This is a genomic window from Agrobacterium sp. B1(2019), from assembly GCF_008274755.1.
Lineage (GTDB): Bacteria > Pseudomonadota > Alphaproteobacteria > Rhizobiales > Rhizobiaceae > Agrobacterium > Agrobacterium salinitolerans.
The window spans coordinates 838256-851212 of the sequence record NZ_VTPB01000001.1 but is presented as its reverse complement, the minus strand read 5'-3'; the positions used below and the strand labels follow the sequence as shown (position 1 = coordinate 851212).

The following is a 12957-nucleotide window of genomic DNA, read 5'->3' as shown; positions in this document are numbered from 1 at the left end:
GCATACGCTCCTTACAGTACTTCCGGAGCCAGCGAGATGATCTTCATGTGGTTCTTGGCGCGAAGTTCGCGCGGAACCGGTCCGAAGATACGGGTGCCGATGGGCTCTTTCTTGTTGTCGATAAGAACGGCTGCGTTGTTATCGAAACGGATGACGCTGCCGTCAGCGCGACGAATGTCCTTGGCGGTGCGCACGACAACCGCCTTCATCACGTCGCCCTTCTTGACGCGGCCGCGCGGAATAGCTTCCTTGATGGAAACGACAATAATGTCGCCAACAGAAGCATATTTGCGCTTCGAGCCGCCCAGCACCTTGATGCACATGACACGACGTGCGCCGGAATTATCCGCCACGTCGAGGTTTGTTTGCATCTGAATCATGTCAGGTCGCCTTCTTGTTGTTACCGGAACGGTTGGGCAAACTCTCCCGAGTGAGCCCCCTGCCCCAGCTTATGAATATCTCTTTTTTTGCGCGGAAAAATCGTGACAGGGTGGTTTCCCGAAGGACCTTCCGTGCGCATCAAAGCAAAAGACGCCCGGGTCACGAGCGTCCTTGCGCTGCTTCATACAGGAATTCGCGCCAAGTGCAAGACACAAGGCGCGATTCTGATGAAATTAAGCCTGGGCGGCAACGACCGTCCAGCGCTTGTCCTTGGAGATCGGTGCGCATTCCTCGATGGAAACGACGTCGCCGACCTTATACTGATTGTTTTCGTCGTGTGCCTTGTACTTCTTCGAACGACGAACGGTCTTTTGCATGAGCGGGTGAGCGAATCGACGCTCAACCCGGACCACGACAGTCTTCTCGTTCTTGTCGGACACTACGACGCCCTGCAGAATGCGTTTCGGCATATTATTTTTCCTTAGGCCTTGGCTTCTGCCGCCTTCTGGCGGGCAATGGTTTTAACGCGGGCGATGTCCTTGCGGACTTCGTTGATGCGCGAGGACTTTTCCAGCTGGCCAGTCGCCTTCTGGAAGCGCAGGTTGAACTGCTCCTTCTTCAGATCGGCGAGCTTGTCCTTGAGCTGGTCGGCGCTGAGGCCGCGAACTTCATCGGCTTTCATGTGCCTTGCTCCTTACTCTGCGATGCGCTGTACGAAGCGCGTCTTGACCGAGAGCTTGGCAGCGCCGAGACGAAGCGCCTCACGGGCGATCTCCTCGGTAACACCGTCGATCTCGAACATCATACGACCGGGCTTGACCTTGCATGCCCAGTAATCGACCGAACCCTTGCCCTTACCCATACGAACTTCGGTCGGCTTTGCCGTAACCGGAACGTCGGGGAATACGCGGATCCACACGCGACCTGCGCGCTTCATGTAACGCGTGATCGCGCGGCGGGCCGCTTCGATCTCGCGTGCATTCACGCGGTTCGGTTCCTGCGACTTCAAGCCGAATTCACCGAATGCTAGGTCAAAGCCGCCCTTGGCGACGCCCTTGATGCGTCCCTTGAACTGCTTACGGTACTTAGTACGCTTTGGCTGCAACATTTTCTTACTTCTCCGAGCTTATCTTTCGCCAGCGTCAATCAAGCGTTTTCGCGACGACGATCGCCACGATCGCCACGCTCACGGCTTGCAGGGCCCTGTGCGTCGCCTTCGAGACCGCGACGCTCAGAAGCCATCGGATCGTGCTCAAGGATTTCGCCCTTGAAGATCCAGACCTTGATGCCGCAGATGCCGAATGCGGTTTCAGCTTCAGCCGTGCCGTAGTCGATGTCCGCACGCAGCGTGTGCAACGGAACGCGACCTTCGCGGTACCATTCGGTACGAGCGATTTCAGCACCGCCAAGACGGCCGCCGCAGGTGATCTTGATGCCTTCGGCGCCAAGACGCATTGCGGACTGAACAGCACGCTTCATCGCACGGCGGAAAGCCACGCGGCGCTCGAGCTGCTGAGCGATCGACTGGGCAACCAGCGTCGCATCGATTTCCGGCTTGCGCACTTCAACGATGTTGAGGTGCGTTTCGGAATTGGTCATCTCGGAAAGCTTCTTGCGAAGCTTCTCGATGTCTGCACCCTTCTTGCCGATGATCAGACCCGGACGAGCCGAGTGGATCGTGACGCGGCACTTCTTGTGCGGACGCTCGATGACGACCTTTGCGATACCGGCCTGCTTGAGTTCCTTGATCAGGTAAGCCCGGATCTTGAGGTCTTCATGCAGCAGCTTGCCGTATTCTGCAGTGTCAGCGTACCAGCGGCTATCCCAGGTACGGTTGATGCCGAGGCGGAAGCCGATCGGATTGATTTTCTGACCCATTATGCGGCCTCCCCTTTTTCCTCGACTTCACGAACGACGATCGTGAGGTGAGAGAACGGCTTTTCGATGCGGGAAGCACGACCACGGCCACGAGCGTGGAAACGCTTCATGGTGATGGACTTGCCAACATAGGCCTCGGCGACGACCAGAGCGTCGACGTCGAGGTCGTGGTTGTTTTCCGCATTGGCAATTGCAGATTCAAGCGTCTTCTTGACGGTGCCTGCAATGCGCTTGCGGGAGAATTCGAGCTCGGCGAGAGCGCGATCAACCTTCTTGCCACGGATAAGAGCGGCAACCAGGTTCAGTTTCTGGGGGCTGACGCGGAGCGTACGGGCAACGGCCTGAGCCTCGTTGTCCTTCAGCCGGCGTTCGGTCTTAGCCTTCGCCATGATTACTTCCTCTTTGCCTTCTTGTCCGCGCCGTGACCGTAATAGGTACGGGTCGGAGAGAATTCACCGAACTTGTGTCCGACCATGTCTTCGTTGACCGAGACGGGCACATGCTTGCTGCCGTTGTACACGCCAAACGTCAGACCGACGAACTGCGGCAGGATCGTGGAGCGACGGCTCCAGATCTTGATAACTTCATTACGTCCGCTCTCGCGCACCTTCTCAGCCTTGGTGAGAAGATAGCCGTCAACAAACGGACCTTTCCATACTGAACGAGCCATGAGTGACTACCTCTCTTACTTCTTACGCTGATGGCGCGAGCGCATGATGAACTTGTCGGTCGACTTGTTCGAACGGGTGCGCTTGCCCTTCGTGGGCTTGCCCCACGGAGTAACCGGGTGGCGACCACCCGACGTGCGACCTTCACCACCACCGTGCGGGTGGTCGACCGGGTTCATGACGACGCCGCGAACGTGCGGACGCTTGCCGCGCCAACGCGAACGACCGGCCTTGCCGTCGTTGATGTTGCCGTGGTCCGCGTTTGAAACAGCGCCGATCGATGCGAGGCAGGAGCCATGCACCAGACGCTGTTCGCCCGAGTTGAGACGCAGGATGGCCATACCGGCATCGCGGCCGACGAGCTGGACATACGTACCGGCGGAGCGGGCAATCTGACCGCCTTTACCTGGCTTCATCTCGACGTTGTGGATGATCGAACCGACCGGAATGTACTGAAGCGGCATGGTGTTGCCGGGCTTCACGTCCACTGCCTTGTCGGAGGCGATCACCTTGTCACCAGCAGCAAGACGCTGTGGCGCGAGAATGTAAGCCTGTTCGCCGTCGGTATACGTAACCAGCGCGATGAACGCGGTGCGGTTGGGGTCGTATTCCAAACGTTCAACGGTGCCTTCAACGTCAAACTTGCGACGCTTGAAGTCAACCAGACGGTAGGTCCGCTTGTGACCGCCACCCTGGAAACGGACGGTGATCCGGCCCTGGTTGTTGCGGCCACCCTTGGAGCTGAGGCCCTGGGTGAGAGCCTTTACCGGCTTGCCCTTGTAGAGCGAAGCGCGGTCCACGATAACCAGCTGACGCTGGCTCGGCGTGGTCGGATTGAAACTTTTCAATGCCATATTCTTGTTCCCTTTTGGGTCTTTGCCCGCTTGGGCCTAACCTTTAGAGTCCGGTGGACACGTCGATGGATTGACCTTCGGCGAGCGTAACGACGGCTTTCTTGACGTCCTTCAGCTTACCGGCGAACCCACGGAAACGACGGGTCTTACCCTTGCGGATAAGCGTGTTCACAGCCGTGACTTTGACGCCGAAGAGAGCTTCCACGGCAGCCTTGATTTCAGGCTTGGAAGCATCCTTGGCGACGTTGAATACGACCTGGTTCTGTTCGGATACCAGCGTCGACTTTTCCGTGATCGAAGGAGATACGATCACATCGTAGTGGCGAAGATCCGTCATTTGAACCGCTCCTCCAGAGCCTCTACAGCAGCCTTGGAAAGCACCAGCTTGCCACGGCGCAGGATGTCGTAAACATTAATGCCCTGCACCGGCAGAACGTCCACATTCGGGATGTTCTGAGCAGCGAGCTTGAAGTTGCCATCAAGTTCGGCGCCGCCGATTACGAGAGCGTTGGTCAGGCCAAGCGAAGCGAAGCTGCCCAGCAGAGCCTTGGTCTTTGCTTCGGACGCGACGAGCTGATCGACGATGATCAGTTCTTCAGCCTTCAGCTTTGCAGACAGGGCGTGACGCAGGGCGAGCGCACGAACCTTCTTGGGAAGGTCATGGGCGTGGCTGCGAACGACCGGGCCGTGGGCCTTGCCGCCGCCGCGGAACTGCGGTGCGCGAGCCGAATGGTGACGAGCACGGCCCGTACCCTTCTGCTTGTACATCTTCGCGCCGGTGCGGGAAACTTCCGACCGGTTCTTGGATTTGTGCGTTCCCTGCTGCTTCTTTGCAAGCTGCCAGCGAACCATGCGGGCCAGAATGTCCTGGCGGGGGTCGAGGCCGAAGATCTCATCCGACAGAGAAACCTTGCCGGCGTCTTTTCCCTCGAGGGTCTTGACGTTCAATTCCATGATAAGGCTCCCTTACTTCGCAGCCGACTTGACGGCGTCGCGGACGATGATCCAGGAACCCTTCGAGCCGGGAACTGCACCCTTCACGAGGATGAGGCCACGGTCTTCATCAGTCGAAACGACTTCGAGGTTCTGGGTCGTAACGCGGGTCTGGCCCATATGACCAGCCATGCGCTTGCCCTTCCAGACGCGGCCCGGATCCTGGTTGGAACCGGTCGAACCGTGTGCACGGTGCGAGATCGAGTTACCGTGCGAAGCGCGACCACCACCGAAGTTGTGACGCTTCATAGCACCGGCGAAACCCTTACCGATCGTGGTTCCGGTGACATCGACCAACTGGCCGGACTGAAAATGATTTGCGGTCAGTGTTGCACCGATGTCGATCAGGTTCTCGGGGGAAACCCGGAACTCGACGAGCTTTGCTTTCGGTTCGACATTGGCGGCGGCAAAGTGACCGCGAAGAGCCTTCGTCGTGTTCTTGACCTTGGACTGGCCGGCACCGAGCTGAACTGCGGTGTAGCCATTCTTGTCTTCCGTGCGCTGGGCAACGACTTGTACGTTATCCAGTCGCAATACTGTTACAGGGATATGTTCACCTGCGTCGTTATAGACGCGTGTCATACCCACTTTCTGTGCAATCACACCTGAACGCATTGGTTCATCCTCTTGCGAGCCTTGAAGGGAAAACCCTCTCTGGCCTTTGTTAAGGAGTGCCCTTCGACATCTCACGATGTTTCCGGTCTCCGGTTTGGAAGTCGTTGGATTGCTCCACGTACCTTCCTTGTTATTGGCCCTCACCCAAAAGTGAGGTCCGGCCTTGTTACTTCAGCCCTCACCTTGGACGGTTCGGGCCGGGTCTTAGAGCTTGATTTCCACGTCAACGCCAGCAGCAAGGTCGAGCTTCATCAGGGCATCGACAGTCTGCGGGGTGGGATCAACGATATCGAGAAGACGCTTGTGCGTCCGCATTTCGAACTGTTCACGGCTCTTCTTGTCAACGTGAGGAGAGCGGTTGACGGTAAACTTTTCGATGCGGGTGGGGAGCGGAACCGGGCCGCGAACGCTGGCGCCGGTGCGCTTTGCGGTCGACACGATTTCACGGGTAGAGGCATCGAGGATCCGGTGATCGAACGCCTTGAGGCGGATACGGATATTCTGGCCGTTCATTCGTCTTGTCCTTGTTCTTTGTTATTCGTTTCCGCACGCGGAAACACATGAACTTCTATTGATCGTGGCGCCGCAGATTTTCAAAAATCGAGAGGGATGCGCGTCACACCCCAATCATTTCGGTAGTCTGTATTGCTAAAAAAACCGCGTTTCGCAATCGCTTACGAATCCAGCGGTGATTGTGAGTGCGCGTTTACGCGCTTTCACCGAATTTTTCAAGCACTAAAAATGCAACGCCGCCAGGCTTTTTACCAAAAGTCCGGCGGCGGTGTTGTTCACACCGCCGCCAGTCAGAATTTCAAAGGTCGAAATTACTCGACGATCGAGGCAACGATGCCGGCGCCGACGGTACGGCCGCCTTCGCGGATAGCGAAGCGCAGCTTTTCTTCCATCGCGATCGGAACGATCAGCTCGACGTCAACGGTGACGTTGTCGCCAGGCATAACCATTTCCGTGCCTTCAGGAAGCGTCACGATGCCCGTCACGTCCGTCGTGCGGAAGTAGAACTGCGGACGGTAGTTCGTGAAGAACGGCGTATGACGGCCGCCTTCTTCCTTCGTCAGGATGTAGGCTTCTGCCTTGAACTTCTTGTGCGGCTTGACCGAACCCGGCTTGCACAGGATCTGGCCACGCTCGACGCCGTCACGGTTAACACCGCGAACCAGTGCGCCGATGTTGTCGCCGGCCTGGCCCTGGTCGAGCAGCTTGCGGAACATTTCAACGCCGGTAACAGTCGTCTTCGACGTCGGACGGATGCCGACGATTTCGACTTCTTCACCAACCTTGACGATACCGCGCTCAACGCGACCCGTCACAACCGTACCACGGCCCGAGATCGAGAACACGTCTTCAATCGGCATCAGGAACGGCTGGTCGATCGGACGCTCAGGCGTCGGGATGTAGGCGTCAACCGCAGCCATCAGCTCGCGGATCGCGTCTTCACCGATCTTCTTGTCGCTGTCTTCAAGAGCAGCAAGCGCCGAACCCTTGATGATCGGAATATCGTCGCCCGGGAAGTCGTAGGACGACAGAAGTTCGCGAACTTCAAGCTCGACGAGCTCCAGAAGCTCGGCGTCGTCAACCTGGTCGACCTTGTTCAGGAACACGACGATCGCAGGAACGCCGACCTGACGGGCAAGCAGGATGTGCTCGCGGGTCTGCGGCATCGGGCCGTCAGCGGCCGAGCAAACCAGGATCGCGCCGTCCATCTGCGCAGCGCCCGTGATCATGTTCTTCACGTAGTCGGCGTGGCCGGGGCAGTCAACGTGAGCGTAGTGACGGTTCGGCGTCTCATACTCAACGTGCGCCGTCGAAATCGTGATACCACGCGCCTTTTCTTCCGGAGCGGCGTCGATCTGGTCATACGCCTTGAACTCGCCGAAGAACTTCGTGATTGCCGCCGTCAGCGACGTCTTGCCATGGTCAACGTGACCGATCGTGCCAATGTTGACGTGCGGCTTCGTCCGCTCAAACTTGCTCTTTGCCATTAGTGGCTCTCCATTCTTGTCCCTTGACGGGAATAATCTTCAAAATTCGGTGGGGCGTACCCCGATCACTTCTGACCGGAGTACTTAGCCTGGATTTCCTGCGCCACGTTCGACGGAACCGGCGAATAGTGGTCGAACGTCATTGAGTACTGAGCGCGACCCTGCGACATGGAGCGCAGGTTGTCGACGTACTTGAACATATTCGCGAGCGGAACATGCGCGTTGATGACGACGGCGATACCACGGCTTTCCTGGCCCTGGATCTGACCACGACGGGAGTTCAGGTCGCCGATAACGTCACCGACATAGTCTTCCGGCGTTACGACTTCGACCTTCATCATCGGCTCGAGAAGCTGTGCGCCAGCCTTCTTCGCCGCTTCACGGAAGCAGGCACGCGATGCGATTTCGAAGGCGAGAACCGACGAGTCGACATCGTGGAACGCACCGTCAACCAGCGTCGCCTTGACGCCGAGCATCGGGAAGCCAGCCAGCGGACCGGAAGACAGAACGCTTTCGATACCCTTCTGAACGCCCGGGATGTATTCCTTCGGAACAGCACCGCCAACGATCTTCGACTCGAACTTGAAGTCTTCGCCTTCGGGGTTCGGTTCGAAGATAATCTTCACGCGGGCGAACTGGCCGGTACCACCGGACTGCTTCTTGTGCGTGTAGTCTTCTTCGTGCTGACGGGTGATCGTTTCGCGGTAGGCAACCTGCGGCGCACCGACGGTAGCTTCAACCTTGAACTCGCGACGCATACGGTCGACGATGATGTCGAGGTGAAGTTCGCCCATGCCGGCAATGATGGTCTGGCCGGATTCGTCGTCGGTCTTGACGCGGAAGGACGGATCTTCTGCAGCCAGACGGTTGAGCGCAAGGCCCATCTTTTCCTGGTCGCCCTTGGTCTTCGGCTCGATCGCGATCTGGATGACCGGCTCGGGGAATTCCATGCGCTCGAGGATAACCGGCTTCAGCGGATCGCAGAGCGTGTCACCCGTGGTGGTTTCCTTCAGACCGGCCAGAGCAACGATGTCGCCTGCATAGGCTTCTTCGATGTCTTCACGGCTGTTGGAGTGCATCTGCAGCATACGGCCGACGCGCTCGCGCTTGTCCTTGACCGTGTTCATGACCGACGTGCCCTTTTCGAGCTTGCCGGAGTAGATGCGTGCGAAGGTGAGCGAACCGACGAAGGGGTCGTTCATGATCTTGAAGGCCAGCATCGACAGCGGCTCGGAATCGTCAGCGTGACGCTCGATTTCGGCTTCCGTCTTGGCATCGATGCCCTTGATCGCCGGAATATCCAGCGGCGAAGGCAGGTAGTCGACGACGGCGTCGAGCAGCGGCTGAACGCCCTTGTTCTTGAACGCGGTACCGCAGAACATCGGGTGGAACTTCACGTCGATGGTGCCGCGGCGAACCAGTTCACGAATCTTGTCGTTATCCGGATAGTTGCCTTCGAGGTAGGCTTCCATCGCTTCTTCGTCGATCTCAACAACGGTCTCGATCAGCTTTTCGCGATATTCTTCAGCCTTGGCCTTCATGTCCTCGGGGATTTCGACGACGTCCCACTGGGCGCCGAGCGATTCGTCGCGCCATACGAGAGCATTCATTTCGACCAGGTCGATGACGCCCTTGAACTCGGTCTCAGCGCCGATCGGCAGCTGCATGACGACGGCGGTAGCGCCGAGACGGGTCTTGATCATTTCTACCGAGCGGTAGAAGTCAGCACCGGTCTTGTCCATCTTGTTGCAGAAGATCATGCGCGGAACATGATACTTCTCAGCCTGACGCCAGACGGTTTCCGTCTGCGGCTCAACACCGGCGTTGGCGTCGAGCAGCGCGATCGCGCCGTCGAGAACGCGCAGCGAACGCTCGACTTCGATGGTGAAGTCAACGTGGCCGGGGGTGTCGATGATGTTGAAGCGGCGGGTCTTGTCGTCACGGCCCTTCCAGAAGGTCGTGGTCGCAGCAGACGTGATGGTGATACCACGCTCCTGCTCCTGCTCCATCCAGTCCATCGTGGCTGCGCCATCGTGAACTTCGCCGATCTTGTGCGACTTACCGGTGTAATAAAGAATACGCTCGGTGGTCGTCGTCTTGCCGGCGTCGATATGCGCCATGATACCGAAATTGCGGTAGTCTTCGATTTTATATTCGCGAGCCATAATGGACTGCCTTTCGATATGCGACCGGTTAAGATTACCAGCGGTAATGCGAGAATGCGCGGTTGGCGTCAGCCATCTTGTGCGTGTCTTCGCGCTTCTTGACAGCGGAACCGCGGTTGTTCGCAGCGTCCATGAGTTCGCCGGAAAGGCGATCGACCATGGTCGTTTCGTTGCGCTTGCGGGCAGCCGTGATCAGCCAGCGGATAGCGAGGGCCTGACGGCGCTCGGGGCGAACGTCAACCGGGACCTGATACGTAGCACCACCAACGCGGCGTGAACGCACTTCAACGTGCGGAGCAACGTTGTCGAGGGCGGAGTGGAACACGCCGAGCGGCTCCTGCTTCGTCTTGCCCTGAACGACGTCGAACGCGCCGTAAACGATGCTTTCTGCGACCGACTTCTTGCCGTGAAGCATGATGGCGTTCATGAACTTGGTGACGACCAGATCGCCGAACTTCGGGTCCGGGTTGATCTCACGCTTTTCTGCACTATGGCGACGGGACATATTCTTTGTCTCTCAATGTTATTGACGCTAAACCACGCGGAGAACCTCGCGCAGCGCCGGAATTTGTTTAAACCGAATTACTTCGGACGCTTCGCACCGTACTTGGAGCGGCGCTGCTTGCGGTTCTTGACGCCCTGGGTATCGAGAACACCGCGGATGATGTGGTAACGCACACCCGGCAAGTCCTTTACGCGGCCGCCGCGGATCATGACCACGGAGTGTTCCTGAAGGTTGTGACCTTCGCCCGGAATGTAGCCGATAACTTCAAAGCCGTTGGTGAGGCGGATCTTGGCAACCTTACGCAGAGCCGAGTTCGGCTTCTTCGGGGTCGTCGTGTAAACGCGGGTGCAAACACCACGCTTCTGCGGGTTTTCCTGAAGAGCAGGAACCTTGTTGCGCTTTACCTGTGCCTGGCGAGGCTTGCGGATCAGCTGGTTTACGGTAGGCATATAACCATCCCTTGCAAAAACTACTTTAGCCACCCTCACGGGTGGCGGCTATGCCGTTGCCGGCGACGATGCACGCATATATCCTCATGCGCAAAACGTGGCCCGATCCGTTTTCACGGATGGACCACCAAGAGCAGAGGACACCGGATGAGGCGTCTTGCGTGCAACATTCGTGTCTTCTACGTGCAATGGAGACCCGTTTGAGATGATGTTCGGGAAAAAGCTTACCGAACGGCCAGCACCCACAGAGGCTCCGATGGCGGGCGTACTACTGTTTTAGCCAGCTTTCGTCAAGGGTGAATCCACATTTTGCGCCGCCACCCCTGGCCGCAAAGCCCACGCCCGGGCCATTTCCAACGCGCTTTAACATAAGTCTGCGCAGAAGGCAGCGATTTTCACCTCCGCGCTTTGGCTTTTCATAAAATCCGTCTATTGATTCCCTCAGGGCGGGCCGGATCGGTCTCGCCACCCGCGGGGCCGATTCCATCGGCCCGCATGACAGCAACGAAAGATCAAGGAACGCGTCATGAGCACCCTCCCCGACAACGACAACGGACGCGACGAGCCGATGGTCTTCATCGTCATCGGCAAGGCCTATGAGACCGACAACTCCGAGGGTATCGACATTCACGTCATCCTCAGGGCGCCGGACGACGATACCGCCGTGCGCGAAACGCTGAACGCGCTTTCCGAGGAAGGCTTCATCGAAGCCGATCTCGACCAGATCGGCATGCTGACCGATATCCCGGATGAAGAGCCGCACGCCTCCGCCTATCAGGGTGCTCTCGAAGGCGAAGTCGCCATCATCCGCTTCACTTGAGGTTCAAGCCATGGCGGTCAGACGTGTCGTCGCCAATATAGCAACGCCACACCCCGCGCGGGCTCAGGCGTTCTACGGTGACATTCTCGGCATGCCCGTCGCCATGGATCATGGCTGGATCGTCACCCATGCCAGCCCGCTCGAAGCGCGGGCTCAGGTGAGTTTCGCACGCGAAGGTGGCTCCGGCACGGATGTGCCGGACCTCTCCATCGAGGTCGATGATTTCGACGAGGTCCACGCCCGAATCCTGACGGCCGAGCTGCCGATCGAATACGGCCCCGCAGTCGAGGCGTGGGGTGTACGCCGCCTGTTCGTGCGCGACCCCTTCGGCAAACTCATCAATATATTAAGTCACTCATAGATTATATACTTTGGATACAATAGTATTAATTCTTTATACATTGAACATATAGCCGACATCAGCTTAGAATAGTTCCGACGCAAATTTTCGGTGGCGGGTTGGATACTATATCGTCGGCAGACATTATCGATGACATTTATGAAGCGGCGCTTTTTCCTGACCGCTGGATGCAGGTTCTGGTAGCTGTTTGCCGCCATCTCAATTTCTGGGGCGGCGCGATTACCTGGGGCAAGGGAGAAGACCAGGTCTGGCTTTACACGCCCAGCTTTCAGGAACTGATGAAGGACTTCGTGGCGGGCGGCTGGAACCACCGCAATGATCGCCTCAGCCGTATCGCGCGGGAAGGCCAATTCTCTTTCGCGCAGGATTTGGACGTCTTCAACCATGAGGAATGGGCCGAGTTGCCGATCGTTCGTGACTTTCTCATGCCCCGCGGTCTGGGGTACGGCGCGGCGACACAGGTCGCACCACCCGGCCATCCGGAGATGACAGTGCTGTTTGAACGCAGGATCGAGGCCGGCGTCATCACACCTGAGACCATGGCTGCACTCGGCGGACTGAGGCCGCATATCGCCCGCAGCCTCACCCTCGCAACACAGTTGCAGCGTCAGAAGGCTGATGCGATGACCTTTGGTCTCAACGCCATTGGCGCGCCGGCCGCAGTGCTGCAGACGAGCGGCCGCATCCTCTCGGCCAACGACCTGTTCCTGTCATTACAAAAATGCTTCTCCGCCCGCACGCGCGACAGGATCACCATTGCCGATGAGAGAGTGAACCGGTTGCTCTACAAGGCGCTCTCTGGGCAAGACGCCGGCTCCTTCCCTCTCCCCGCCAGCGCTGACGGCGCCTGCATTCTCCACCTCATACCGCTGCGCAAGAGCGCACTGGATTTTTCACCCAACGGCAACGCCATCGTGCTCGTATCGCAACCGACGGGCGCCATTGCCGACGCGAACACATTGCTGAAGGGTCTCTACGATCTCACCAATGGCGAAGCCCGAGTAGCTTTGGAGATCATGAAGGGGCTTTCACTTCCAGCAGTGGCGAAGCAACTGAAAGTCTCCCACGAAACCGTTCGAAGCAACGCGAAGTCGATCTATGCAAAGACCGGCAGCACCGGTAAGACCGATCTCGTTCGCCGGCTTTCCGTTCTCACCCGCTATAACATCCGCGGACATGGTTAACCCATCGCGCCTGGATGAATATCCGAGCTCACCGACAAGGGATGACAAACCCCGAATTCCGCTCAAACAAAAACGCCCGGATTG

General features: G+C 58.0%; 19 protein-coding genes. 3 read left to right on the top strand and 16 right to left on the bottom strand.

What is annotated here, in order from left to right:
- Positions 1-11: 11 nt before the first annotated feature.
- The 16 genes from rplN to rpsL form a co-directional block, all read right to left on the bottom strand.
- Positions 12-380, bottom strand: coding sequence for a 50S ribosomal protein L14 (gene rplN / locus AGR1_RS04180; RefSeq protein WP_003495199.1), 369 nt, complete (start codon positions 378-380; stop codon positions 12-14).
- Between the two features lie 234 nt (positions 381-614).
- Positions 615-851, bottom strand: a complete 237-nt coding sequence (rpsQ, locus tag AGR1_RS04175; protein WP_006313974.1) for a 30S ribosomal protein S17 — start codon at positions 849-851, stop codon at positions 615-617.
- A gap of 11 nt (positions 852-862) precedes the next feature.
- Positions 863-1063 (bottom strand): 50S ribosomal protein L29, encoded by a 201-nt coding sequence (gene rpmC / locus AGR1_RS04170; RefSeq protein WP_003495193.1) that lies wholly within the window; start codon positions 1061-1063, stop codon positions 863-865.
- Between the two features lie 12 nt (positions 1064-1075).
- The gene (gene rplP, locus AGR1_RS04165; protein ID WP_003507774.1) at positions 1076-1489 is read right to left on the bottom strand and encodes a 50S ribosomal protein L16; all 414 of its coding nucleotides are present in this window, start codon (positions 1487-1489) and stop codon (positions 1076-1078) included.
- 38 nt (positions 1490-1527) lie between these two features.
- Positions 1528-2259 carry a 30S ribosomal protein S3 gene (rpsC, locus tag AGR1_RS04160; protein WP_004442600.1) on the bottom strand — a complete coding sequence of 244 codons (732 nt, stop codon included), beginning with the start codon at positions 2257-2259 and terminating at the stop codon, positions 1528-1530.
- Entirely contained in the window at positions 2259-2648 is a 390-nt protein-coding gene (rplV, locus tag AGR1_RS04155; RefSeq protein ID WP_065113658.1) for a 50S ribosomal protein L22, read from the bottom strand. Before rplV ends, rpsC begins: the two co-directional genes overlap by 1 nt.
- 2 nt (positions 2649-2650) lie before the next feature.
- Positions 2651-2929, bottom strand: coding sequence for a 30S ribosomal protein S19 (rpsS, locus tag AGR1_RS04150; protein ID WP_003507772.1), 279 nt, complete (start codon positions 2927-2929; stop codon positions 2651-2653).
- A 15-nt stretch (positions 2930-2944) separates the two neighbouring features.
- Positions 2945-3781: a 50S ribosomal protein L2 gene (gene rplB, locus AGR1_RS04145; protein ID WP_077983838.1), complete on the bottom strand. Its 837-nt coding sequence runs from the start codon at positions 3779-3781 to the stop codon at positions 2945-2947.
- Between the two features lie 43 nt (positions 3782-3824).
- The gene (locus AGR1_RS04140; protein ID WP_063948592.1) at positions 3825-4118 is read right to left on the bottom strand and encodes a 50S ribosomal protein L23; all 294 of its coding nucleotides are present in this window, start codon (positions 4116-4118) and stop codon (positions 3825-3827) included.
- The gene (gene rplD, locus AGR1_RS04135) at positions 4115-4735 is read right to left on the bottom strand and encodes a 50S ribosomal protein L4 (protein ID WP_003495173.1); all 621 of its coding nucleotides are present in this window, start codon (positions 4733-4735) and stop codon (positions 4115-4117) included. Before rplD ends, AGR1_RS04140 begins: the two co-directional genes overlap by 4 nt.
- Positions 4736-4747: 12 nt before the next feature.
- Complete coding sequence (gene rplC / locus AGR1_RS04130) at positions 4748-5389, bottom strand: 50S ribosomal protein L3 (RefSeq protein ID WP_077983839.1); 642 nt, start codon at positions 5387-5389, stop codon at positions 4748-4750.
- Positions 5390-5593: 204 nt separating this feature from the next.
- On the bottom strand, positions 5594-5902 hold the full coding sequence (rpsJ, locus tag AGR1_RS04125; RefSeq protein ID WP_003507767.1) for a 30S ribosomal protein S10: 309 nt from the start codon (positions 5900-5902) through the stop codon (positions 5594-5596).
- Positions 5903-6213: 311 nt separating this feature from the next.
- Positions 6214-7389, bottom strand: a complete 1176-nt coding sequence (gene tuf / locus AGR1_RS04120) for an elongation factor Tu (RefSeq protein WP_065113659.1) — start codon at positions 7387-7389, stop codon at positions 6214-6216.
- Positions 7390-7454: 65 nt separating this feature from the next.
- Positions 7455-9554 carry an elongation factor G gene (gene fusA / locus AGR1_RS04115; RefSeq protein WP_149146276.1) on the bottom strand — a complete coding sequence of 700 codons (2100 nt, stop codon included), beginning with the start codon at positions 9552-9554 and terminating at the stop codon, positions 7455-7457.
- 34 nt (positions 9555-9588) lie between these two features.
- Positions 9589-10059 carry a 30S ribosomal protein S7 gene (gene rpsG / locus AGR1_RS04110; protein ID WP_003507761.1) on the bottom strand — a complete coding sequence of 157 codons (471 nt, stop codon included), beginning with the start codon at positions 10057-10059 and terminating at the stop codon, positions 9589-9591.
- A gap of 77 nt (positions 10060-10136) precedes the next feature.
- Positions 10137-10508, bottom strand: coding sequence for a 30S ribosomal protein S12 (rpsL, locus tag AGR1_RS04105; RefSeq protein WP_003507760.1), 372 nt, complete (start codon positions 10506-10508; stop codon positions 10137-10139).
- A 526-nt stretch (positions 10509-11034) separates the two neighbouring features.
- Here rpsL and AGR1_RS04100 point away from each other — a divergent pair.
- From AGR1_RS04100 to AGR1_RS04090, 3 genes are all read left to right on the top strand, one after another.
- A complete protein-coding gene (locus AGR1_RS04100; RefSeq protein WP_149146275.1) occupies positions 11035-11328 on the top strand; it encodes a transcriptional regulator in 294 nt (97 codons plus the stop codon).
- Between the two features lie 10 nt (positions 11329-11338).
- Positions 11339-11689: a VOC family protein gene (locus AGR1_RS04095; RefSeq protein WP_080790402.1), complete on the top strand. Its 351-nt coding sequence runs from the start codon at positions 11339-11341 to the stop codon at positions 11687-11689.
- Positions 11690-11787: 98 nt separating this feature from the next.
- Positions 11788-12873, top strand: coding sequence for a helix-turn-helix transcriptional regulator (locus AGR1_RS04090; protein ID WP_149146274.1), 1086 nt, complete (start codon positions 11788-11790; stop codon positions 12871-12873).
- Positions 12874-12957 lie beyond the last annotated feature (84 nt).

Excerpts from the sequence above, each read along its gene's own strand:
- rplN (WP_003495199.1), bottom strand. The coding sequence starts at position 380 with ATGATTCAGATGCAAACAAACCTCGACGTGGCGGATAATTCCGGCGCA.
- rpsQ (WP_006313974.1), bottom strand. The coding sequence starts at position 851 with ATGCCGAAACGCATTCTGCAGGGCGTCGTAGTGTCCGACAAGAACGAG.
- rpmC (WP_003495193.1), bottom strand. The coding sequence starts at position 1,063 with ATGAAAGCCGATGAAGTTCGCGGCCTCAGCGCCGACCAGCTCAAGGAC.
- rplP (WP_003507774.1), bottom strand. The coding sequence starts at position 1,489 with ATGTTGCAGCCAAAGCGTACTAAGTACCGTAAGCAGTTCAAGGGACGC.
- rpsC (WP_004442600.1), bottom strand. The coding sequence starts at position 2,259 with ATGGGTCAGAAAATCAATCCGATCGGCTTCCGCCTCGGCATCAACCGT.
- rplV (WP_065113658.1), bottom strand. The coding sequence starts at position 2,648 with ATGGCGAAGGCTAAGACCGAACGCCGGCTGAAGGACAACGAGGCTCAG.
- rpsS (WP_003507772.1), bottom strand. The coding sequence starts at position 2,929 with ATGGCTCGTTCAGTATGGAAAGGTCCGTTTGTTGACGGCTATCTTCTC.
- rplB (WP_077983838.1), bottom strand. The coding sequence starts at position 3,781 with ATGGCATTGAAAAGTTTCAATCCGACCACGCCGAGCCAGCGTCAGCTG.
- AGR1_RS04140 (WP_063948592.1), bottom strand. The coding sequence starts at position 4,118 with ATGACGGATCTTCGCCACTACGATGTGATCGTATCTCCTTCGATCACG.
- rplD (WP_003495173.1), bottom strand. The coding sequence starts at position 4,735 with ATGGAATTGAACGTCAAGACCCTCGAGGGAAAAGACGCCGGCAAGGTT.
- rplC (WP_077983839.1), bottom strand. The coding sequence starts at position 5,389 with ATGCGTTCAGGTGTGATTGCACAGAAAGTGGGTATGACACGCGTCTAT.
- rpsJ (WP_003507767.1), bottom strand. The coding sequence starts at position 5,902 with ATGAACGGCCAGAATATCCGTATCCGCCTCAAGGCGTTCGATCACCGG.
- tuf (WP_065113659.1), bottom strand. The coding sequence starts at position 7,389 with ATGGCAAAGAGCAAGTTTGAGCGGACGAAGCCGCACGTCAACATTGGC.
- fusA (WP_149146276.1), bottom strand. The coding sequence starts at position 9,554 with ATGGCTCGCGAATATAAAATCGAAGACTACCGCAATTTCGGTATCATG.
- rpsG (WP_003507761.1), bottom strand. The coding sequence starts at position 10,059 with ATGTCCCGTCGCCATAGTGCAGAAAAGCGTGAGATCAACCCGGACCCG.
- rpsL (WP_003507760.1), bottom strand. The coding sequence starts at position 10,508 with ATGCCTACCGTAAACCAGCTGATCCGCAAGCCTCGCCAGGCACAGGTA.
- AGR1_RS04100 (WP_149146275.1), top strand. The coding sequence starts at position 11,035 with ATGAGCACCCTCCCCGACAACGACAACGGACGCGACGAGCCGATGGTC.
- AGR1_RS04095 (WP_080790402.1), top strand. The coding sequence starts at position 11,339 with ATGGCGGTCAGACGTGTCGTCGCCAATATAGCAACGCCACACCCCGCG.